Source organism: Pseudomonas sp. HS6-2, from assembly GCF_049325675.2.
GTDB classification, from domain to species: domain Bacteria; phylum Pseudomonadota; class Gammaproteobacteria; order Pseudomonadales; family Pseudomonadaceae; genus Aquipseudomonas; species Aquipseudomonas putida_N.
The window spans coordinates 2,361,615-2,382,787 of sequence record NZ_CM143906.1 but is presented as its reverse complement, the minus strand read 5'-3'; the positions used below and the strand labels follow the sequence as shown (position 1 = coordinate 2,382,787).

Below are 21,173 nucleotides of genomic sequence, written 5' to 3'. Positions count from 1 at the left end.
TGAGGGTCCTAGAGCGAGGACCGTGCCAAGTTTTATTCGATGCCGTACTTTTCCATCCAGTTGCTCAGCGTCTGCTGGCTTTTGAGGCCTAGCAGACTGGCCGCACGGGTTTTGTTTTTGCCGGTAAGCTTTAGAGCCTGACGCAGATAGTGCCCAGCCACCCCGGACATTATCTCTTGTAAATCAATGCCTTGAGAGACATCTTGAGACATTGAGCTATTCTGCTCACGAGGTAGTTGGAACATCGCCTGATCAATATCCGCAGCGCCAATCACATCACCCGAGCACCAGAGAGCGGCGCGCAACAAGGTGGACTGCAACTCCCGGACATTGCCTCTCCACGGATGGCTTAGGATAAGTTTTTTTGCCTCTGCGGAAATTTTCTTACCCTTTAACGATGCATCCCCTGCTGCAACCTTACTCAACAGAGAATCGGCCAACATCAGCAGATCACCCTCGCGCTCGCGTAATGGCGGTAGATGCAGGACTCCGATGGCAACGCGATAGAAAAGGTCCTCCCGGAAACCACCTTCTGCGACGGTTTGCATCAGGTTGCGGTGAGTAGCGGTAACAAATCGCACATTCACTCTGACTTCCTGGCTACCCCCTACCGGAGTCACCACACCCTCTTGCAGCACCCGCAGCAAACGCACCTGGGCATCAGGAGTCAGCTCACCAAACTCGTCCAGGAACAGGGTTCCACCATCAGCCTGTTGGAAAACACCGGCACGGCTCTCAACAGCGCCCGTGAATGCGCCTTTGCGGTGACCAAACAATGTGGAGTCAATCAGCTCCGGGGGGATAGCGCCGCAATTGACCGCAACAAATGGCCCCGATGAACGAGGACTGGCATTGTGAATCGCTCTGGCAAATAACTCCTTGCCAGTGCCCGTTTCGCCATAGATCAGGACAGGCACCTGCTTTTGAGCAAGAACCTGCGCCTGCGCCTTGAGCCTGAGCATGCGCTCACTCTGAGTAACGATGCTGTCAAAGGCCGCGTTGACTGGGGCCTGGCCGTCAGCAAGCTGAAGCAGCTTGTCACCCGTAATGGTGTTGGCTGCCGGCACATATTCCGCCGCGATCTCGAATGGCACCTCGACCTTCTGCACACCCTGCTCTAACGAGGACTGGTAGAAGGTGACTGAATAGCGGGTCTTGCCTAGCAGAATCCAAACCGCCTGCATGGCTGGGGTGCCGGGGCTGAGCAGAATGGATAGCTGTGTGCCAGGGACATGCAGCCGCTTTAGGTGTGCATTGGCAGCCTGGTAGATATCTCCGAAATGCACTGGGGACGTGAGCGATTCATAGCTGAGATTGACCTGCGAATTTACCTGCTCACGCAGCCAGGCCAGGTAGGGCTCAACCTGCTCAGCCGGGTAAGAAGAAAGCAATTCAACCTGATCGAAAGACTCTGCTCTCAGCGTCGAAAGTACAGGCCCAGCATCAGTTCCTGATAGTGCCTTGAGGTCGTTGCCACCCACCCAGCAGAGCAGCACATTCTGCTTTTTAGCCACGCACCTAACCCTCTATTTTTTATTCGCTTCCACATGCGCGACTTACCAGCACCGTGCTTTGCCTCACAGTTTTCTGGACAGTAAACCTCAATCTGGCGTCAGACTTGAGCGGACCCTTGAGGCTCTCGCCAAGCAGCGAATCAGCTCCATAGGCACTCCCCGCCCTATTGACCAGCGCCGTCATCCACGCAGCGCGCATGAAGCTGATAGCACTGCGCCTCCTAACCGATACTAATCCCCCACCGCTTGCAAGCCAATCTCAATTGGCAACCAATTGGCAACCAGAACGATCATTTTTGATCAGCCATAAAAAACAGCGGGCATAAAAAAATCCAAGCACTCGTAAGTGCTTGGATTTCTTGGAGTATTTTGGTCGGGACGGAGTGATTCGAACACTCGACCCCTTGCACCCCATGCAAGTGCGCTACCGGGCTGCGCTACGCCCCGACTGGGCTTGAAGCATGTTCTCAATCTTGCCGAGAACGTTGAAGAATGTACCCTAACCTCCTGATAAATGAAACCTTTTTCTCAAAAAAAATCCACTCATCAGAAAAACCGCCAGGCTCATTTCTTCAACACCACCAACACATCCTCCAATTCAACAATCATCTGCCGAATCAGCTGCTTGTACTGGCTCGATTCATCCTTCACCTCATCACTGGAGAGCCGCAACCGCGCCCCGCCAATAGTGAACCCCTGGTCATACAGCAGGGCCCGGATCTGGCGGATCATCAGCACATCCTGCCGCTGATAATACCGCCGGTTCCCCCGCCGCTTCACAGGGTTGAGCTGAGGAAACTCCTGCTCCCAATACCGCAGCACGTGTGGCTTCACGGCACACAACTCGCTCACTTCACCGATGGTGAAGTAGCGTTTGCCCGGTATGGGGGGCAGTTCGTCGTTATGGCTTGGTTCCAGCATAGGCCTCAACCCGGGCCTTCAACTTCTGCCCTGGACGAAAGGTGACGACGCGCCGTGCAGTGATCGGGATCTCTTCCCCAGTCTTGGGGTTGCGGCCCGGCCGCTGGCGTTTGTCGCGAAGGTCGAAGTTGCCGAAACCGGACAACTTGACCTGCTCGTTCTCTTCAAGTGCGTGCCGAATTTCTTCAAAAAACAGCTCGACCAGCTCCTTGGCCTCACGCTTGTTAAGCCCCAGCTCCTCGTACAGCCTTTCGGCCATCTCAGCTTTCGTCAGAGCACCCATGCCGTTATTTCCTTAACGTGGTGTTCAACCTTTGTTCGAGCGAGGTGAGGATGTTTTGCAGGGTAGTGTTCACCTCATCGTCGTTAAGAGTGCGCGATGGATGCTGCCAGGTCAAGCCGACGGCAAGGCTTTTTCTATCAGGATCAATGCCTTTACCTTGGTAGACATCAAACAGCCTGAGGTCTGTGAGCCATTCGCCTGCATTGTCACGAATTACTTCAAGCACGTCTTGAGAAGCTACATCACGTCCTGCGATCAAAGCCAGGTCGCGACGGGTTTCCGGGAACTTGGAAAGTTCGCTGAATTTCGGCAGGCGGCCTTCGACCACATCGCCCAGTACCAGCTCGAAGACGAACACCGGGCGGTCCAGGTCCAGGGCTTTGGCAAGCTCTGGGTGGATGGCGCCGAGGTAGCCGACGTCCTTGCCGTCGCGCTGGATCACAGCGGTCTGGCCAGGGTGCAGGGCTGGGTGCTTGCCGGCGGCGAAGGTGAAGTCGCTCAGGGCGCCGCTGTAGCCCAGCAGGGCTTCGACGTCGGCCTTGACGTCGAAGAAGTCGATGGTGTCGCGGCCGTTCGCCCAGCCTTCTGGCAGGCGGCTGCCGGTGACGACGCCGGCGATCATTGGCTGCTGCTGCAGGTTACCGAGTTGGCCGACGAAGCGCAGGCCGCTTTCGAACAGGCGCACGCGGTCTTGCTGGCGGTTGAGGTTGTGCTGCAGTGCCTTGACCAGGCCCGGCCACAACGAGGCGCGCATGGCGGCCATGTCGTTGGAGATCGGGTTGGCCAGCAGCAGTGGCTCGACGCCTGGGCTGAACAGCTCGAACAGCTTCGGGTCGATGAAGCTGTAGGTGATGGCTTCCTGGTAGCCGCGAGCAACCAGCAGGCGGCGCAGGTTTGGCAGCTCGCCGCGGGTTTCCGGGCGGGCTTGCGGTGCGAGGCGGGCTTGCGGGTAGCGCACTGGCAGGTTGTTGTAACCGTACAGGCGGGCCAGCTCTTCGATCAGGTCGACTTCCAGGCTGATGTCGAAGCGGTGGCTTGGGACGTTGACGGTCCACTGCCCTGCCCCGTCCGCCTTGGTGGCCAAACCGAGGTTGTTGAGCAACTGCTCGACCTGGGCCGGGTCCATCTCCATGCCGAGCATCTGGGTGATGCGCTCGGCGCGCAGGGTGACCGGGGCGACGTTTGGCAGGTGCTGTTCGCTGACGGCTTCGACGATCGGGCCGGCTTCGCCGCCGACGATGTCGAGGATCAGCTGGGTGGCGCGCTCCATGGCTTCGCGGGCCAGCTGCGAGTCGACGCCGCGCTCGTAGCGGTGCGAGGCATCGGTGTGCAGGCCGTAGGAGCGGGCTTTGCCGGCGACGGAGATCGGCTCGAAGAAGGCGCTTTCGAGGAACAGGTCGCGGGTTTTATCGGTGTTCACACCGCTGTGCTCGCCCCCCATGACGCCGGCGATGGCCAGAGCGCGGGTGTGGTCGGCGATCACCAGGGTGTCGCCACGCAGGGCCACTTCCTGGCCGTCGAGCAGGACCAGCTTCTCGCCCTCTTCGGCCATGCGCACGCGGATGCCACCGTTGATTTCGGCGAGGTCGAAGGCGTGCATCGGCTGGCCGAGTTCGAGCATCACGTAGTTGGTGATGTCGACGGCGGCGTCGATGCTGCGCACGTCGCTGCGGCGCAGGCGCTCGACCATCCACAGCGGGGTCGGCTTGCTCAGGTCGACGTTGCGGATGACGCGGCCGAGATAACGTGGGCAGGCAGCCGGAGCGCTGACTTCGACCGGGCGCACTTCGTCATGGGCCGGGGCAACGGCTGGCACGACCGGGCGGGTGACCGGGGTGTCGTACAGGGCGCTGACGTCGCGGGCGAGGCCTGCGATGGACAGGCAGTCACCGCGGTTCGGCGTCAGGCCGATCTCGATGCTGGCGTCGTCCAGGCTCAGGTACTGGCGGATGTCTTCACCCACTGGGGCGTCGGCAGCCAGTTCCAGCAGGCCGTCGTTTTCTTCGCTGATCTGCAGCTCGGCGGCCGAGCAGAGCATGCCGAACGACTCGACGCCGCGCAGCTTGGCCTTCTTGATCTTGAAGTCGCCTGGCAGTTCGGCGCCGATCATGGCGAACGGGATTTTGATGCCTGGGCGGGCGTTAGGCGCGCCGCACACGACCTGGAAGGTTTCCTGGCCGTTGCTCACCTGGCACACGCGCAGTTTGTCGGCGTCCGGGTGTTGTTCGGTGGCGAGGATCTCGCCCACGACGATGCCGCTGAACTGGCCGGCAGCGGGGGTAACGCTGTCGACTTCGAGGCCGGCCATGGACAGGCGGGCGACCAGTTCGTCACGGGAGACTTGCGGGTTTACCCAACCGCGCAGCCACTGTTCACTGAATTTCATGCTGTTCTCCTAGAAAGTGCGTCGATTGGGCCTAGCGGAATTGGGCGAGGAACCGCAGGTCGTTATCGAAGAACAGACGCAAATCGTTGACGCCATAGCGCAGCATGGCCAGGCGCTCGGCGCCCATGCCGAAGGCGAAGCCCTGGAATTCTTCAGGGTCGATGCCAGACATGCGCAGCACGTTCGGGTGCACCATGCCGCAGCCCATGACTTCCAGCCAGCCGGTCTGCTTGCACACGCGGCAGCCCTTGCCGGAACACATCACGCACTGGATGTCGACTTCGGCGGACGGCTCGGTGAACGGGAAGAACGACGGGCGGAAGCGCACGGCCAGTTCTTTTTCGAAGAACACGCGCAGGAATTCTTCGATGGTGCCCTTGAGGTCGGCGAAGTTGATGCCGCGGTCGATCAGCAGGCCTTCGACCTGGTGGAACATCGGCGAGTGGGTGATATCCGAGTCGCAGCGGTAGACGCGGCCTGGGCAGACAATGCGGATCGGCGGCTGGCTGGACTCCATGGTCCGCACCTGCACCGGCGAGGTGTGGGTGCGCAGCAGCATGTTGGCATTGAAGTAGAAGGTGTCGTGCATCGCCCGGGCCGGGTGGTGGCCAGGGATGTTGAGCGCTTCGAAGTTGTGGTAGTCGTCTTCGACCTCAGGGCCTTCGGCGATGCCGTAGCCGATGTGGGTGAAGAACTGCTCGATGCGCTCGAGAGTACGGGTGATCGGGTGCAGCCCGCCGGTGGTCTGGCCACGGCCTGGCAGGGTCACGTCGATGCATTCGGCGGCCAGGCGAGCGCTGAGTTCAGCCTCTTCGAAGGCGGCCTTGCGTGCGTTGAGCACGACGGTGACGCGCTCTTTGGCGTCGTTGATCAGCGCGCCGACTTTCGGGCGCTCGTCGGCTGGCAGGTTGCCCAGGGTCTTCATCACCTGGGTCAGTTCGCCCTTCTTGCCGAGGTACTGAACCCGGATCTGTTCCAGGGTATTGATGTCTTCAGCGCGCTCGACGGCCTCCAGGGCTTGTGAGACCAGCGCATCCAGGTTTTCCATGTACAGACTCCAGATACGAAAATAGGGGAAGAGCTTTGAAGGCTCTTCCCCTATCGATGACGTTCAATGCCCGGCGCCGCAAGCGCCGCCGGGTGATTGTCGCGGGTACTTAAGCCAGAACGGCTTTAGCTTTCTCGACAATCGCAGCAAACGCCGCTTTTTCGTTCACTGCCAGATCGGCCAGAACCTTACGGTCGATTTCGATCGAAGCCTTTTTCAGGCCAGCAATCAGACGGCTGTAGGACAGACCGTTGGTGCGGGCACCGGCGTTGATACGAGCGATCCACAGTGCGCGGAACTGACGCTTCTTCTGGCGACGGTCGCGGTAGGCGTATTGGCCTGCCTTGATGACCGCTTGCTTGGCTACACGGAATACGCGCGAACGTGCACCGTAGTAACCTTTAGCCAGTTTCAGAATTTTCTTGTGACGCTTACGAGCGATGACGCCACGCTTAACACGAGCCATGAGTAACTTCCTCTATCTAAACCAGAATTAACGTACGCGCAGCATGCGCTCGACTTTTGCCACGTCAGACGGGTGCAGCAAGCTGGCACCGCGCAGTTGACGCTTACGCTTGGTCGACATTTTGGTCAGGATGTGGCTCTTGAAAGCGTGCTTGTGCTTGAAGCCCGAAGCTGTCTTCAGGAAGCGCTTCGCAGCACCGCTCTTGGTTTTCATTTTTGGCATGTTGAACTCCGCATTCGAAAAAAATTACACAATAATCATCAGGCCTGCCGTGCCCGGGAGATTACTTCTTCTTTTTGGGGGCGATGACCATCATAAGCTGGCGTCCTTCCATCTTCGGATGCTGCTCAACGGTGCCGTATTCGGCGAGGTCAGCTTCGACCCGCTTCAACAGCTCCATGCCCAGCTCCTGGTGGGCCATCTCACGGCCGCGGAATCTCAGAGAGATCTTGGCCTTGTCCCCATCGGTAAGGAAACGTACCAGGTTGCGTAGTTTTACCTGGTAATCCCCATCCTCCGTCCCTGGACGAAACTTGATTTCTTTAATCTGAATCTGCTTCTGGTTTTTCTTGGCTTCGTTAGCCTGCTTCTTCTTCTCGAAGAGGTGCTTGCCGTAGTCCATGACCTTGCAGACAGGTGGTACCGCGTCTGCAGAAATTTCTACCAGATCCAGCTTCGCTTCATCAGCGATACGAAGCGCTTCATCAATCGAGACGATGCCAACCTGCTCGCCATCAGCGCCAATTAACCGAACCTCGCGGGCCGAGATATTCTCGTTGATCGGGGCCTTCGGTACAGCACGCTTATCGTTTCTCATTTCACGCTTAATAGTCATTACTCCGATTCTTGGCGACCACGCCGGGAAACCGCTTGTGTCAGGAGCTCAGCGAACTGGGCGACGGGCATGGAGCCCAGGTCTGCGCCTTCGCGAGTACGCACAGCAACGGTTCGTGTTTCGACTTCGCGATCCCCTATAACCAAAAGGTACGGGACCTTGAGCAAAGTATGCTCGCGGATTTTAAAGCCGATCTTCTCATTTCTCAAGTCCGACTTGGCACGGAAACCGCTACCGTTCAGAGCATTTTCCACTTCGAGGGCGAAATCGGCCTGTTTGTCGGTGATGTTCATGATCACCGCCTGGGTCGGTGCCAGCCACGCCGGGAACACGCCGGCGTAGTGCTCGATCAGCATGCCGATGAAGCGTTCGAACGAACCGAGGATCGCGCGGTGCAGCATGACGGGGCGAACCCGGCTGTTATCTTCGGCGATATAGCTGGCATCCAGACGCTCTGGCAGGTTCGGGTCGTACTGCAGGGTACCACACTGCCAGTTACGGCCGAGGCAGTCGCGCAGGGTGAACTCGATCTTCGGGCCGTAGAACGCGCCCTCGCCCGGCTGGTATTCCCACTCCAGACCCGACTCGTTCAGGGCGTCGGCCAGTGCGCCTTCGGCACGGTCCCACAGCTCTTCGGAGCCGACACGCTTGGCCGGACGAGTGGACAGCTTCATAGCGATATCGGTGAAGCCGAAGTCCTTGTACACGTCCAGGGTCAGCTTGATGAAGTCGGCGGCTTCTTTCTTCACCTGCTCTTCGGTGCAGAAGATGTGCGCGTCGTCCTGCACGAAGCCACGCACGCGCATGATGCCGTGCAGGGCGCCGGATGGCTCGTTACGGTGGCAGGCACCGAACTCGGCCAGGCGCAGTGGCAGGTCACGGTAGCTCTTAAGGCCCTGGTTGAACACCTGCACGTGGCACGGGCAGTTCATCGGCTTGACCGCGTAATCACGGCTTTCCGACGAAGTGGTGAACATGTTTTCGGCGTAGTTCGACCAGTGACCGGAACGCTCCCAGAGGATGCGGTCGACGACCTGGGGGGTCTTGATTTCCTGGTAGCCGTTGACGCGCTGAACCTGGCGCATGTACTGCTCGAGCACCTGGTATACGGTCCAGCCGTTGGCGTGCCAGAACACCATGCCCGGGGCTTCTTCCTGCAGGTGGAAGAGGTCGAGCTGCTTGCCGATCTTGCGGTGGTCGCGTTTTTCGGCTTCTTCGATGCGCTGGATGTAGGCGGCCAGCTGCTTCTTGTCGGCCCAGGCGGTGCCGTACACGCGTTGCAGCTGCTCGTTCTTGGCATCGCCGCGCCAGTAGGCGCCGGACAGCTTGGTCAGCTTGAATGCCTTGAGGAAACGAGTGTTCGGCACGTGCGGGCCACGGCACATGTCGACGTATTCTTCGTGGTAGTACAGGCCCATGGCCTTCTCGTCCGGCATGTCTTCGACCAGGCGCAGCTTGTAGTCTTCGCCACGGGCCTTGAACACGTCGATGACTTCGGCGCGCGGGGTGACCTTCTTGACCACGTCGTAGTCTTTTTCGATCAGCTCCATCATGCGCTTTTCGATGGCGGCCATGTCTTCAGGGGTGAAGGGGCGCTCGTAGGCGATGTCGTAATAGAAGCCTTCGTCGATCACCGGGCCGATCACCATCTTGGCAGTCGGGTACAGCTGTTTCACCGCGTGGCCTACCAGGTGGGCACACGAGTGACGAATGATCTCCAGTCCCTCTGCATCTTTAGGAGTGATGATCTGCAGGGTGGCGTCGTTGTGGATCAGGTCGCAAGCATCGACCAGTTTGCCGTCGACCTTGCCGGCCACGGTGGCCTTGGCCAGGCCTGCGCCGATGGAAGCGGCGACGTCGGCGACGGATACGGCGTGATCAAACGAACGTTGACTGCCATCGGGAAGAGTAATAATGGGCATGGCGCCTCCTCTCCTAGTGGTGACCCCTACCAAAGGTCACGTGGGTTGGGATGAGCCAGTACAAGATCCGACCTGCCTTCCCTGCGGGGAAGCCTGCCTCACAGTGGCAGAAGCCTTTCGGCTTGCCAGGGACGAACCAGAGTGACTGGAAAGAAAAAAGCTCGCAGCAAGGGCGTTGCTGCGAGCCAGGCATGCTAGCACGCGGGTTGCGTGACTCGTAGAAATATTTGGAAATTACGCCGCTGCGGTGAACTATCGCGGAAAAATTCCTATCAGACCTTGGGAAGCAACCTACTCTTGTTGAGACCTTAACCCAAGGAGTAACTGGTTATGCGAGTACCGTCTCTTCTGGCCCTGGCGGCCGCTGGCGCCCTGCTGCTGCCCGTGGCTGCCAATGCTGGCAACTTCCCTGCCGGGAAGGAGGGCCACTACATGACCCAGTGCCAACAGGTGGCAAGCGGCCAGGGCGTCGACGCCGCGACCGCGAAAAAGCACTGCGACTGTGGTGCCCAGGCCATCAAAAAGAATTTCACCGATAAGGAGATCGCAGATCTGGACAGCACCGACGGCGTGGACGCCAAGCTGATGCAGAAAGCACAGACGGTTGTGCAGGCTGCCTGCAAGCCGAAATGAGCCGTGCGCAGGGTGTGATCGACGCATCATTTGCCATGGATCAACATCCTGCGAAGGTAAAAGGCGCTAGATGCGCAGAATTAGACTATGATGTTGCCCGTGCTCCGTAGCCTCGGCCACATTGCACCACTGAAAAATCTAAATGTTCTGGAGATTCACCTCATGTCCAATCGCCAACAAGGCACCGTCAAATGGTTCAATGATGAGAAAGGCTACGGCTTCATCACCCCAGCAGGCGGCGGCGACGACCTGTTCGTACACTTCAAAGCCATCGAATCCGACGGCTTCAAGAGCCTGAAAGAAGGCCAGACTGTTTCCTTCGTCGCCGAGCGCGGCCAGAAGGGCATGCAGGCTGCGCAGGTTCGTCCGGAGTAATTCGGGCAGCTGTAAAAAAACCCGCCCTCGTGGCGGGTTTTTTTATGCCTGCTTGCCGGGCCCCTGTGGGAGCGGGCCTCAAGCGCGCATTAACCGCAATTGACGCGGGTCACTACACCCTGCTCGTCCACATTCAGGTTCAGGCGCTCGGAGCGGTATTCCAGGGTCACTACGTCGTGCGGCTTGAGTATGCGCGCCATCTGCGAACCACTGGCCTTGCGCGCCTGCTCCAGCAGGTCGGCGCTGCCCGGCTTGCCGATGGCGAAGTCGGCACCACTGGCCTCGCAGCGGCCATCGTTGCCGGCCGACGCCTCAGGCGCCTTGCCACCCCCGGCGTTACCGCCAGTGCTGCAACCAGCCAGGACAGCAGCCACCGCCAGGGTTGCCAGGAAAGCGCGGGTACGGAACATGAATCCTCCTAAAATCTATCTGGGAACTGCCTGATCCGACAGCTCCACCCGGAATTTGTTGCAAAACCGCGCAAGTCTGCCTGAACACGGCACCTTGGGGCCAAAGGCAATCGTGACCGAATTTTACCATTCAACCGACGAGCCGCTTGGTTTGCGCCGCAAAGTCATGATTTACTTTAGGAAGTGAAGGCACAGTGCCTCCTTCGAACACCAGGATCCGGTGTTCGCCCCTCCGCCCCGGGCCCGCAGCGAGAGCCTTCCATGAGCAGCCACAGCATCGACGCCGATATCAAGGTCAAATGGGCCGAAGGCCAGAGCGCCTACAGCCCCAGCACGCCCGAAGAGTTGCTGTTGATTGCCATCGACCTGCTGGTGCGCGACCGCGGTGGCGAGGCGGCACGCAGCTTCATCGACCAGGTGTTCGAGCGCTACGCACCGCACACGGCTATTGCAATCGAGCCAGGCGCGCGCTGAGCAGGTCGAAAAAGCCCTGGGCGTCACCCTCGTTCACCCACAGCACATTTGCAGGCTGCTTGAGTACGCCGTACCAGTCGGCGATGGTCTGGCCGAAGGTCGGGCCTTCGCGGCTGTCGACGCTCATGTGGATGCGCCGGCCGCTGAACAGCTCGGGTTTCAGCAGGTAGGCGATGACGCTTGCGTCATGCACCGGGCCACCGGGCATGCCGTACACGTCCATGTCGTGCTTGACGTAGGTTTCGAGGATATCGAGCACTTTCTTACTGGCCTGGTTGTTCACGGCCGCCAGCTGCCTGAAGCGGGCGTCGCTGGTGATGATCTTGTGGGTGACATCCAGCGGCAGGTAAGTCAGCTGCACGCCGCTGGCCAGCACCACCTCGGCGGCATGCGGATCGGCATAGAGGTTGAACTCGGCAACCGGGGTCATGTTGCCGCCATTGAAGTGAGCACCGCCCATGACCACCACTTCCTTGATGCCCTTGACGATGTCTGGGCGCTGGATCAGCGCCAGGGCCAGGTTGGTCTGCGGGCCGAGCATGGCAATGGTGATGCTTTGGGGCTTGGCGTGGCCCAGGGTGTCGACCAGGTATTGCACCGCATTGCCTTCGGCCAGGGGCTTTTTCGGCTCATGCACGGGCACGCCGGTCAGGCCTTCTTCGCCGTGGACATCGGCGGCGTAGATGGGCGCCCGCACCATTGGGCGCCCTGCCCCGGCGTATATCGGGATGTCTTCGCGGTTGGCCCATTCGCGGGCCAGGCGGGCGTTGCGCGAGGTCTTTTCCAGGCGCACATTGCCGGCGACGGTGGTGATGGCGCGGATGTTGAGTTCTTCAGGGGAAGCCATGGCCAGGAACAGCGCGACCACGTCGTCGGCGCCAGGGTCGGTGTCGATGATCAGGTCACGCGGGGCGGCCTGAAGGGTGGTGGTGGCGGCTGCAGCCATGAGGGTGAGTCCTTGTAGCAGAGGTTTGAGCATGAGGGCACTCCTGTTGCCGTGAACAATGCTCCTGGGACACCACAGAAGCAGTATCTCGCCTTGCGTTAAAAGGTGACGCCGGAAATCAGGGCGATGTTGCTGTAGGGCTGGCATTCGCCGGTGCGGACAATGGCCCGCGCATTGCGCGACATTTCCTTGAAGGCTTCATGGCTCAGCCATTCGCGCTTGCCCAGCTTGCCCTTCAAGCGCTCGATCTCGACCAGCGCCGGTGGCACCACCTTCTGCATCTCTTCGGCCAGCACGTGCCGCTCCACCTGCAGCTCGCTCAACACCGCGCGCAGCACGCTGGCGAAATCCGGTATCCCCGCCGTCAACGCCAGGTCGATCAGTTCGACACCCGGCGGCACCGGCAACCCGGCATCACCGATCACCAGAATGTCGCCATGGCCCATCCCGGCGATGGTCCGCGACAGCGCGACGTTGAGCAGCGTGGTCTTTTTCATGGGGTCAGCTCCGCCAGATAAGGAATCGACGGCTGGGCACCGGCGCGGGTGACGGACAAGGCCGCGGCGCGCTGGCCGAAAACGATGGCCTCGCCCTCCCCCTTGCCCTGCACCAATGCAGCGGCAAAACCGCCGATGAAGGTGTCGCCTGCCGCCGTGGTGTCCAGCGGCTGCACCTGGGGCGCCGGAAAATGCTGGCTGCCGTCGCGGCTGACGAACAATGCCCCCTGCGCGCCGAGGGTGACGATCACCTTGCGTGCGCCCAGCTGCAGCAAACGCTCACCTGCGCGGCGGGCGCTCTCCAGGTCATTGACCGGCTCGCCGGTCAACGCCTCGGCCTCGCTTTCATTGGGGGTGAGGTAGTCGATATGAGCGAACCAGTCGGCCGGCAGCGGGCCGGTGGCCGGCGCCGGGTTGAGGATCACGTGCTTGCCCAGCTCGCGACCTCTGGCCAGGGTCCAGGCCACAGTCTCGGCCGGGACCTCGAGTTGACAGATGATCACTTCGGCCGCCTGCAGCAAGGCATCGAAACGCTGCACCGATTCGGGCGTCAGCAGCCCGTTGCCGCCCGGGATGATGACGATGCAGTTCTGGCTGGCAGCGTCCACGGTAATCAGCGCCACGCCACTGGACACGCCAGGGCACACGCTGACTGCCTGGCAATCGATGCCTTCCTCTTCCAGCGCCTGGCGCAACTGCTGGCCGTAGGCGTCATCGCCGACATTGCCCACCATCGCCACACTGCCCCCCAGGCGCGCCACCGCCACCGCCTGGTTGGCGCCCTTGCCGCCGGGCACGGTGAAAAAACTTTCCCCGGCCAGCGTTTCGCCGGCGCGCGGCAGCCGCTGAGCGCGGGCCACCAGATCCATGTTGAGGCTCCCGACCACCACTACCTTGGCATGCATGGCAATTCCTTAGCGGTAATCATTGAACAGGTCCTGGCGCGGCCCGGTAGATTCGCGCAGCACGATGCGCGGGGCGACGATGCGTTGCTCGGCTGCATCGCGACGTGGTGTGGCGATCCGCGACAGCAGCAAGGCGGCAGCATTCTCGCCCAGCTCGCGAATCGACTGGCCGACCGTGGTCAGCGGCGGGTACACATAGCGGCTCAATTCGATGTCGTCGAAGCCGATCACCGACAGCTCGCCCGGCACGTTGATGTTGCGCTCGGCAGCGGCGCGCAGCACGCCGAAACCGATCATGTCGTTGCCGGCGAAGATCGCCGTCGGCCGCTTGCCATCGAGCAGCTGTGCGGCGGCGGCATGGCCACCCGGGCTGGTGAAGTCGCAATGCAGCACACGACCGGCCAGCACCTCGGCCTCGGCTTCGGCCATCGCCCGGCGGAAGCCGCTCAGGCGCAATTGAGTGACGCCGGTTTCGGCCGGGCCACCGATGTAGGCGATGTCGCGATGGCCCAGCTCCAGCAGATGGCGGGTCGCCAGGTAGGCACCGTGTTCGTGGTCGATGCGCACCAGGTCGGCGTCGACGCCCTCCAGCTCACGGTCGACGATGACCATCGGCGTGCGCACGTTGGTCAGGCTCTGCAGCAGGTCGGCATCCTCGCCCACCGACGCCACCACCAGGCCGTCGATGCGCTTTTCCAGCAGCACGCGCAGGTAGCTGCGCTGCTTCTGCGGGTTGTCGTCGGAGTTGCACAGGATCACGCAATAGCCGTTGCGCTCGCAGGCATCCTCGATGCCCCGGGCCAGCTCGGCGAAGTACGGGTTGACGCTGTTGGGCACCAACAGGCCGATGGTGGCCGTGCTGCGCGCCTTGAGTGAGCGCGCCACGGCGCTGGGCACGTAGTCGAGCTCCAGAATGGCCGCTTCGACCTTGAGCCGTACCTGCTCGCTGACCGGGCGGGTCTTGTTCAGTACATGGGACACCGTGGTGTAGGAAATACCCGCGAGGGCTGCGACGTCTTTTATGGTTGCCATGTTGTCAGTTCCGCCGGCCTGCTCGCCGGCTGCGATAAGTGTCGAGCACCACGGCGATGACGATCACCGCCCCGGTGATGATGCGTTTGGTCGGTTCCGAAGCGCCGATCTGCGCCAGGCCTGCGGCCAGCACGGAAATGATCAGCACGCCGAAGAAGGTACTGATGACCGAGCCGCGCCCGCCCATCAGGCTGGTGCCGCCGATCACCACGGCGGCGATCACCTGCAGCTCCAGGCCGGACCCGGCATTGGGGTCGGCGGCTTCCAGGCGCGAAATCTGGAACAGCGCGGCCAGGCCGGCGAGCAGCCCCATCAGGGCGAATACCAGTACCTTGTACGGGCGCGGGTCGATGCCGGCCAGGCGCACGGCCTCTTCGTTGGTGCCGATGCCGATCAGGTAACGGCCGAACACCGTGCGGGTCAGCACCAGCTGGGCCAATACGATCACCAGCAAGGCGATGATGAAGGCCGGCGAGATGCCGAAGGCGACCGGGTCGGAGAACCAGGCGTAGGAATCGCCGATATAGGCAGTGCGCGAGTCGGTGAACTGGTAGGCCAGGCCGCGGGCCATTTCCAGCACGCCGAGCGAGACGATGAACGACGGGATGCGCCAGGCCACCGTGACGCCCCCGGTGATACTGCCTGCCAGGGCGGCCACGGCCATGCCGAGCAAGGCGGCGGGCAGCACGCCCAAGCCCCAGCCGAGGATCGCCACGCTGACCGTGGAGGCCGCCAGGGCCAACACCGAGCCGACCGACAGGTCGATGCCGCCGATGATCAGCACGAAGGTCATGCCCACGGCCAGCACCATCAGGTCGGGGATCTGGTTGGCCAAGGTACTGAAAGTAGCGTAGGACCAGAAATGGCTGCTCAGGAACGAGAACAGCACGATCATCGCCAGCAAGGCGCCGGCCAGGCCCAGGTAGGTGCCCAGGCCGAAATAAGTGCCGCTGTGGCGCGCGGGGGTGCCGCTCGGGGTGTCGAGGGGTGTGGTCTTCATGCATCCATCCTGGGCGCTGCGTCATGTAGCAGGGCATCACGTTTCTGGTAGCCGGCGAAGGCAGCGGCTAGAAGCTGGTCCTGGCTCCAGTGCTCGCGGTCGAAGGTATCGATCAGGCGGCCGGCGGAAAGCACGGCGATGCGGTCGCAGATCAGCATCAGTTCGCGCAGGTCGCTGGACACCACCACCAGGGCCTTGCCCTGGCGCGCCAGCTCGGCCAGCAGGCCATAGATGTCGAACTTGGCGCCGACGTCGATGCCGCGGGTGGGCTCGTCGAACAGCAGCACCTGGCAGTCGCGCTCCAGCCAGCGGCCGATCACCACCTTCTGCTGGTTGCCGCCGGACAGCTCGCCGACCGCCTGCGCCGGGCTGGCGCTGCGAATGCGCATGGCGCTGATCTGGCGCTTGGCCAGGGCATGCTCCGCCTCGCCGTCGAGCACCCCGGCGCGGGACACGGCGGGCAGGTTGCCCAGGGCGATGTTGGCGCTGATCGATTGGGTCAGCAGCAGGCCTTCGCCCTTGCGGTCCTCGGTAATCAGGGCGATACCGGCTTTTACCGCCGCCTTGGGCGAATCGATGGTGACCGCCTTGAGCGGCTGGCCGATTTCGATGCTGCCGCTGTCGGCGCGGTCGGCACCGTAGATCAGCCGCAGCAGCTCGGTGCGCCCGGCACCGATCAGCCCGGAGATGCCAAAGATCTCCCCTGCCCTGACCTGCAGCGACACGTCACGCACCTTGTCGCCGCGGCGCAGCTTGTTGACCTTGAGCAGCGGCGCGCCGATGGTGCGGCGGCCCAGGTCGATATGCTCGCCCAGTTCGCGGCCGACCATCAGGTTGACCAGTTCGGCGCTGCTGTAGCGCTGGATCGGCTCGTCGCACACCAGCTGGCCGTCGCGCAGCACGGCGATGCGCTGCGCCACACGCTGCAGCTCTTCAAGGCGGTGGGAGATGTAGACGATGGCCACGCCGCGCTGGCGCAGGCGCTCGATCTGGGTGAACAGCAGCTCCACTTCGCGGGCAGTGAGCATCGCTGTGGGTTCGTCGAAGATCAGTACATGGCAGTCGCCGATCAGGTTGCGGGCGATCTCGACCATCTGCTGATGGCCGATGCCCAGCTCGCCGACCGGGGTGTCAGGGTCGATGGCATCAAGGCCGACCTGGGCCATGGCGGCCGCGGCCAACTGGCGCAGGCGCTTGTGGCTGATCCAGCCGAAGCGGCTGGGCAGATTGTCGAGAAACAGGTTTTCCGCCACGGTCAGGGTCGGCAGCAGGTTGAGTTCCTGCATGACCATGCGCACGCCGAGGCGCTCGGCCTCGCTGCGGCTGGCCGGTGCGTAGGCCTGGCCACGGTAGGTCAGGTGCCCGGTGGTAGGGGTTTCCAGGCCGCAGATGAGCTTGGACAGCGTGCTCTTGCCCGCCCCGTTCTCGCCGGTCAGCGCCAGCACTTCGCCGGCGCGCAGGGCCAGGCTGACCTCCGCCAGCACCGGCTGGGCGTAGCTCTTGCCCAGGCCACTGGCGGCAAGCACCACTTCATTGGCCGATGCTGGCATGGCCATCTCTCCTGCTAGGGGTCAGGGCTTGGTGATCAGTTCGACCGGGGTCTGGATGACGTTGTCGGCATCCACGTCCGGCTTCTCGCCCTTGAGTATTTTCAGCGCTGCCTGGATGCCGTAGACGGCCTGCTGGCTGGCGGCCTGGTCGAGTGTGGCGAGCACGCGCCCATCCTTGAGCATCGGCTTGATGGCGTTGATGTTGTCGTAGCCCACCACCTGCACCTGGCCGGTCTTGCCGGCAGCCCGCACGGCCGAGACGGCGCCCAATGCCATGCTGTCGTTACCGGCCAGCAGCGCCTTGAGGTCGGGGTATTCGTTGAGCATGGAAGCGGCAACGGCGTTGCCCTTGTCGATCTCCCAGTTGCCGGACTGCACCGAGACGATCTTCATCTTCGCGGCTTCCATCGCATCCTTGAAGCCAGCGGTACGCTGCTGGGCATTGGTGGTGGTCGGCACGCCTTCGATGATGCCGACCTGGTCACCGGCCTTGAGTTTCTGCTGGGCCAGGTAGTCGCCGACCAGGCGGGCGCCCTTGCGGTTGTCAGGGCCGACGAAGGGCACGCTGATGCCTTTGCTCTTGAGCAGTTCCGGGTCCAGGCGGTTGTCGATGTTGATGACGGTGACGCCCTGGTCCATGGCCTTTTTCACGGCCGAGACCAGTGCCTTGGAGTCGGCCGGCGCGATCACCAGGGCCTTGGCGCCGGAGTTGACCATCTGCTCGACGATGCGGATCTGTTCACCGGTATCGGTTTCGTTCTTGATGCCGTTGGCAACCAGATCGAAATCGCCAGGGTGGGCTTTCTGGTAGTCCTTGGCGCCGTCTTCCATGGTGCGGAAGAATTCGTTGGCCAGCGACTTCATGACCAGCGCGACCTTGGGTTTTTCCTCTGCATGGGCAGCGGACAGCGGCATGGCGAGGGACAGCGAGGACATGACGGCGAGCGCCAGCAGACGACCGGGGAACGGCAGTTTCATGGGAGATGACTCCGAATCTTGTGATTTTTATCGGATCGCAAACGTTTGCGCTGAGTAACTATGGAAACAAGACCTGGTTTTGTCAAATCCGTTTCGCTGGCGGGGGCAAGACGCGGCTGGTGCTGATTATCCGTAATTTCTCCGAAAAACCGAACACCTTTTCCTATGCTTGTTCGGGGTTCCGAATGGAATACGCCCCGTAAGGCCCGCGAGCCGGCCTTGAGCGCTGCTGGTACGAAACCTGCCTTGGTTACCGTGCGACACAGCAACCATCTCATTAGGAAGAGAGAATAATAATCATGAATGCTGCACTGAAGTCCTTCGCCCCCAGCGCCTTGGCGCTGCTACTGATCCTGCCCGCCACTGCCTCGGCAAAGGAAGCCGAAACCCAGCAGAAACTGGCCAATGTGGTCATTCTCGCCACCGGCGGCACCATTGCCGGCGCCGGCGCCAGCGCTGCCAACAGCGCCACCTACCAGGCCGCCAAGCTCGGCGTCGACAAGCTGATTGCCGGCGTGCCGGAACTGGCCGACTTGGCCAATGTGCGCGGTGAGCAGGTGATGCAGATCGCCTCGGAAAGCATCACCAACGACGACCTGCTGAAACTGGCCAAGCGCGTCGCCGAGCTTGCCGATAGCAAGGACGTCGATGGCATCGTCATCACCCACGGCACCGACACCCTGGAAGAAACTGCCTACTTCCTCAACCTGGTCGAGAAGACTGACAAGCCGATCGTGGTGGTCGGCTCCATGCGCCCGGGCACGGCGATGTCTGCCGACGGCATGCTCAACCTGTACAACGCCGTGGCGGTGGCCAGCGACAAGCAGTCGCGCGGCAAGGGCGTGCTGGTGACCATGAACGACGAGATCCAGTCCGGCCGTGACGTGAGCAAGTCGGTGAATATCAAGACCGAAGCGTTCAAGAGCGCCTGGGGCCCGATGGGCATGGTGGTGGAAGGCAAGTCGTACTGGTTCCGCCTGCCGGCCAAGCGCCATACCACCCAGTCGGAGTTCGACATCAAGCAGATCAGCAGCCTGCCGCAGGTGGACATCGCCTACAGCTACGGCAACGTGACCGACACCGCATACAAGGCGCTGGCGCAGAGCGGCGCGAAAGCGATCATCCATGCCGGTACCGGCAATGGCTCGGTGTCGTCGCGGGTGGTACCGGCGCTGCAGGAACTGCACAAGAACGGCGTGCAGATCATTCGCTCGTCCCACGTCAACCAGGGTGGTTTCGTGCTGCGCAATGCCGAGCAGCCGGATGACAAGTATGACTGGGTGGTGGCCCATGACCTGAACCCGCAGAAGGCGCGGATCCTGGCGATGGTGGCGATGACCAAGACCCAGGACAGCAAGGAGCTGCAGCGGATCTTCTGGGAGTACTGATAGCGGCATGACCTGGGGCTGGTGCGCTGACTGCACCGGCCCTTGCCCGCGAAAAATCCAGCAGCGATGCAGTTGCGAAATATTTTGCCTTGAAATACTGTACACACATACAGCACAACAAGGAATCGCCTCCGTGGCCAACACCGCCGAAGCAACCGCAAGCAGCTACCAGCAACTGGGCCTGCGCATCCAGAAGATCATCAACAATCCCCTCGCCCAGCGCAGCCGCGCCGCGCTGATCTTCCGCCTGGAACACGAGTCGCCCGATGACTGGGCAACCCTGCTCGAGGAAATCGCCGAGAACGACAACGTTACCCTCGCCCACCGCGACGACGGCGGCGTGCAGATTTTCTGGACGGTGCCGAAGGAAGACTGAGGCTCAGGGCAGCGCCTGCAGATAGGCACTGGCCTCGCGGTAGCGAGCCAGCCGCGCCAGGTCGGCGGGGCCTGGGACGGCTATACGCGAGAGGTCGCTATTGTCGGCCAGGTCGGCCAGCTTGACGGTGCGCGCCAGCGGGTCACTGCCCAGGCGCACTACGAAGTCCTGATAGCTCTCGCCCTTGTTCCGGCTCAACGCCAGCAAGGCGGCGAGAATTTTCAGGGGGAAGCCCTCACGGGCCAGGTCGGAAAGGGTCAGCGACGTGTCTTCGATCACGTCATGCAGCACCGCGACAATGCGCTGCTCCGGTGTGCTGACCCGCATCATCACTCGCAATGGGTGGAGGATATAAGCCGCTCCACCCTTGTCGCATTGCCCTTCATGTGCCCTGGCGGCCACGGCAATGGCCCGCTCCAGCGTAGACATGAGGCCCTCCCCGTTTGGCTAGTCTCAAGCCAAGCATAGCCGGGGAAGGCTACAGATTACAGTTAACGCTGCGCACCATGCTGGATGACGATCGAATCGGTACCCAGCTTGGCCATCACCTCGGCCTTGCGCGCATCGGCTTCGGCCTTGCTCGGGAACGGCCCCATCAGCACCACGGGTTTGCCGTCGCGGTATTCGACCGAGGACGGGATGCCCTTCTCGATCAGGCGTGCGGTCATGTCGGTCAGCGCACCCATGTTGGCACCCTGGATCACTTCGACATCCCACCCCTCAGGGGCCGGCTGATCGGCCAGGGCCTCGGCGCGACGTTGCAGTTCGGCACCGCCGCAGTATTCGCGAATACGCAGATTGTTGCCGCCGTCATCGACGATGATTTCATACTGGCCATCGGCACCCTTGATTGCCACGTAGCTGCGATAGGCCTCGTACTGACCAGCATCGTCCTTGCCACGCACCTGGCCGCAGATGGTGCCCTTGGTGTCGATCCGCACGTTGCCGAACTTGGCAGTCTTGGGGTTGTTCAGGTGCTCGGCAACTTGCTTGTGCACACCCTCGACCTCGTTCTCACAGCCCGCCAGGGCCAGCACTGCCAATACCACTGCCAGTTTGCGCACGCGTGTACCTCCAGATTCGAAGCGGCGGATTCTACCATGGCCGCACGGGGTACCGCCCGCGACCAAAGGTTACACGCTGCGTCGAGGGGTTTTGTTCGAGAGGGGCATGGAATGCAAAAAGGGCGACCCTTGCGGATCGCCCTTTCTGATGCCCGGATACCGGGACTTTG

General features: G+C 61.8%; 24 protein-coding genes and 1 tRNA gene. 5 read left to right on the top strand and 20 right to left on the bottom strand.

Going from position 1 to position 21,173, the window contains the following annotated elements; genetic code table 11:
• Positions 1-32: 32 nt before the first annotated feature.
• From ACOKS3_RS11190 to thrS, 10 genes are all read right to left on the bottom strand, one after another.
• Positions 33-1,514, bottom strand: coding sequence for a sigma-54 interaction domain-containing protein (locus tag ACOKS3_RS11190; protein ID WP_102082555.1), 1,482 nt, complete (start codon positions 1,512-1,514; stop codon positions 33-35).
• A gap of 370 nt (positions 1,515-1,884) precedes the next feature.
• Positions 1,885-1,961: transfer RNA gene (locus tag ACOKS3_RS11185), tRNA-Pro, on the bottom strand.
• A gap of 117 nt (positions 1,962-2,078) precedes the next feature.
• Complete coding sequence (locus ACOKS3_RS11180; RefSeq protein ID WP_008100384.1) at positions 2,079-2,435, bottom strand: MerR family transcriptional regulator; 357 nt, start codon at positions 2,433-2,435, stop codon at positions 2,079-2,081.
• Positions 2,416-2,718, bottom strand: coding sequence for an integration host factor subunit alpha (ihfA, locus tag ACOKS3_RS11175; protein ID WP_003250679.1), 303 nt, complete (start codon positions 2,716-2,718; stop codon positions 2,416-2,418). Before ihfA ends, ACOKS3_RS11180 begins: the two co-directional genes overlap by 20 nt.
• Positions 2,719-2,722: 4 nt before the next feature.
• Positions 2,723-5,104 (bottom strand): phenylalanine--tRNA ligase subunit beta, encoded by a 2,382-nt coding sequence (pheT, locus tag ACOKS3_RS11170; protein WP_422764583.1) that lies wholly within the window; start codon positions 5,102-5,104, stop codon positions 2,723-2,725.
• A 31-nt stretch (positions 5,105-5,135) separates the two neighbouring features.
• Positions 5,136-6,152, bottom strand: coding sequence for a phenylalanine--tRNA ligase subunit alpha (pheS, locus tag ACOKS3_RS11165; RefSeq protein ID WP_422764584.1), 1,017 nt, complete (start codon positions 6,150-6,152; stop codon positions 5,136-5,138).
• Positions 6,153-6,261: 109 nt separating this feature from the next.
• Positions 6,262-6,618 (bottom strand): 50S ribosomal protein L20, encoded by a 357-nt coding sequence (rplT, locus tag ACOKS3_RS11160; protein WP_003250671.1) that lies wholly within the window; start codon positions 6,616-6,618, stop codon positions 6,262-6,264.
• Between the two features lie 27 nt (positions 6,619-6,645).
• A complete protein-coding gene (gene rpmI / locus ACOKS3_RS11155) occupies positions 6,646-6,840 on the bottom strand; it encodes a 50S ribosomal protein L35 (RefSeq protein WP_003250667.1) in 195 nt (64 codons plus the stop codon).
• A 61-nt stretch (positions 6,841-6,901) separates the two neighbouring features.
• A complete protein-coding gene (gene infC / locus ACOKS3_RS11150) occupies positions 6,902-7,453 on the bottom strand; it encodes a translation initiation factor IF-3 (RefSeq protein ID WP_012052879.1) in 552 nt (183 codons plus the stop codon).
• Positions 7,453-9,375 (bottom strand): threonine--tRNA ligase, encoded by a 1,923-nt coding sequence (thrS, locus tag ACOKS3_RS11145; protein WP_422764585.1) that lies wholly within the window; start codon positions 9,373-9,375, stop codon positions 7,453-7,455. Before thrS ends, infC begins: the two co-directional genes overlap by 1 nt.
• 330 nt (positions 9,376-9,705) lie before the next feature.
• Here thrS and ACOKS3_RS11140 point away from each other — a divergent pair, with 330 nt between their 5' ends.
• Both ACOKS3_RS11140 and ACOKS3_RS11135 read left to right on the top strand, forming a co-directional pair.
• Entirely contained in the window at positions 9,706-10,008 is a 303-nt protein-coding gene (locus tag ACOKS3_RS11140) for a hypothetical protein (RefSeq protein ID WP_103446791.1), read from the top strand.
• A 162-nt stretch (positions 10,009-10,170) separates the two neighbouring features.
• Entirely contained in the window at positions 10,171-10,383 is a 213-nt protein-coding gene (locus ACOKS3_RS11135) for a cold-shock protein (RefSeq protein ID WP_003250656.1), read from the top strand.
• An 89-nt stretch (positions 10,384-10,472) separates the two neighbouring features.
• On the opposite strand, the gene ACOKS3_RS11130 is transcribed toward ACOKS3_RS11135, so the two are convergent.
• Entirely contained in the window at positions 10,473-10,793 is a 321-nt protein-coding gene (locus tag ACOKS3_RS11130) for an I78 family peptidase inhibitor (RefSeq protein ID WP_103446790.1), read from the bottom strand.
• A gap of 261 nt (positions 10,794-11,054) precedes the next feature.
• Between ACOKS3_RS11130 and ACOKS3_RS11125 the strand changes: the two genes are divergently transcribed.
• On the top strand, positions 11,055-11,267 hold the full coding sequence (locus ACOKS3_RS11125) for a hypothetical protein (protein ID WP_103446789.1): 213 nt from the start codon (positions 11,055-11,057) through the stop codon (positions 11,265-11,267).
• Here the strand turns inward: ACOKS3_RS11125 and ACOKS3_RS11120 are convergent.
• From ACOKS3_RS11120 to ACOKS3_RS11090, 7 genes are all read right to left on the bottom strand, one after another.
• A complete protein-coding gene (locus ACOKS3_RS11120; RefSeq protein ID WP_103446788.1) occupies positions 11,239-12,246 on the bottom strand; it encodes a nucleoside hydrolase in 1,008 nt (335 codons plus the stop codon). The genes ACOKS3_RS11125 and ACOKS3_RS11120 overlap by 29 nt on opposite strands.
• A gap of 65 nt (positions 12,247-12,311) precedes the next feature.
• Positions 12,312-12,710: a D-ribose pyranase gene (gene rbsD, locus ACOKS3_RS11115; protein ID WP_103446787.1), complete on the bottom strand. Its 399-nt coding sequence runs from the start codon at positions 12,708-12,710 to the stop codon at positions 12,312-12,314.
• Positions 12,707-13,615 (bottom strand): ribokinase, encoded by a 909-nt coding sequence (rbsK, locus tag ACOKS3_RS11110; RefSeq protein WP_103446786.1) that lies wholly within the window; start codon positions 13,613-13,615, stop codon positions 12,707-12,709. The genes rbsD and rbsK overlap by 4 nt, the downstream gene beginning before the upstream one ends.
• Positions 13,616-13,624: 9 nt before the next feature.
• Positions 13,625-14,647 (bottom strand): LacI family DNA-binding transcriptional regulator, encoded by a 1,023-nt coding sequence (locus tag ACOKS3_RS11105; RefSeq protein WP_103446785.1) that lies wholly within the window; start codon positions 14,645-14,647, stop codon positions 13,625-13,627.
• 4 nt (positions 14,648-14,651) lie between these two features.
• Positions 14,652-15,647 (bottom strand): ABC transporter permease, encoded by a 996-nt coding sequence (locus ACOKS3_RS11100; protein WP_422764586.1) that lies wholly within the window; start codon positions 15,645-15,647, stop codon positions 14,652-14,654.
• Positions 15,644-17,197 carry a sugar ABC transporter ATP-binding protein gene (locus tag ACOKS3_RS11095; protein WP_422764587.1) on the bottom strand — a complete coding sequence of 518 codons (1,554 nt, stop codon included), beginning with the start codon at positions 17,195-17,197 and terminating at the stop codon, positions 15,644-15,646. The genes ACOKS3_RS11100 and ACOKS3_RS11095 overlap by 4 nt, the downstream gene beginning before the upstream one ends.
• Positions 17,198-17,218: 21 nt before the next feature.
• Positions 17,219-18,175 (bottom strand): sugar ABC transporter substrate-binding protein, encoded by a 957-nt coding sequence (locus ACOKS3_RS11090; protein ID WP_422764588.1) that lies wholly within the window; start codon positions 18,173-18,175, stop codon positions 17,219-17,221.
• A gap of 299 nt (positions 18,176-18,474) precedes the next feature.
• Here ACOKS3_RS11090 and ACOKS3_RS11085 point away from each other — a divergent pair, with 299 nt between their 5' ends.
• Both ACOKS3_RS11085 and ACOKS3_RS11080 read left to right on the top strand, forming a co-directional pair.
• On the top strand, positions 18,475-19,563 hold the full coding sequence (locus tag ACOKS3_RS11085; RefSeq protein ID WP_103446781.1) for an asparaginase: 1,089 nt from the start codon (positions 18,475-18,477) through the stop codon (positions 19,561-19,563).
• A gap of 133 nt (positions 19,564-19,696) precedes the next feature.
• A complete protein-coding gene (locus ACOKS3_RS11080) occupies positions 19,697-19,939 on the top strand; it encodes a DUF1654 domain-containing protein (RefSeq protein ID WP_103446780.1) in 243 nt (80 codons plus the stop codon).
• Positions 19,940-19,942: 3 nt separating this feature from the next.
• Here ACOKS3_RS11080 and ACOKS3_RS11075 read toward each other — a convergent pair whose 3' ends face one another.
• Both ACOKS3_RS11075 and ACOKS3_RS11070 read right to left on the bottom strand, forming a co-directional pair.
• Positions 19,943-20,368: a GTP pyrophosphokinase gene (locus ACOKS3_RS11075; protein WP_103446779.1), complete on the bottom strand. Its 426-nt coding sequence runs from the start codon at positions 20,366-20,368 to the stop codon at positions 19,943-19,945.
• A gap of 62 nt (positions 20,369-20,430) precedes the next feature.
• Positions 20,431-21,003, bottom strand: a complete 573-nt coding sequence (locus tag ACOKS3_RS11070; RefSeq protein ID WP_103446778.1) for an SPOR domain-containing protein — start codon at positions 21,001-21,003, stop codon at positions 20,431-20,433.
• Positions 21,004-21,173: the final 170 nt, after the last annotated feature.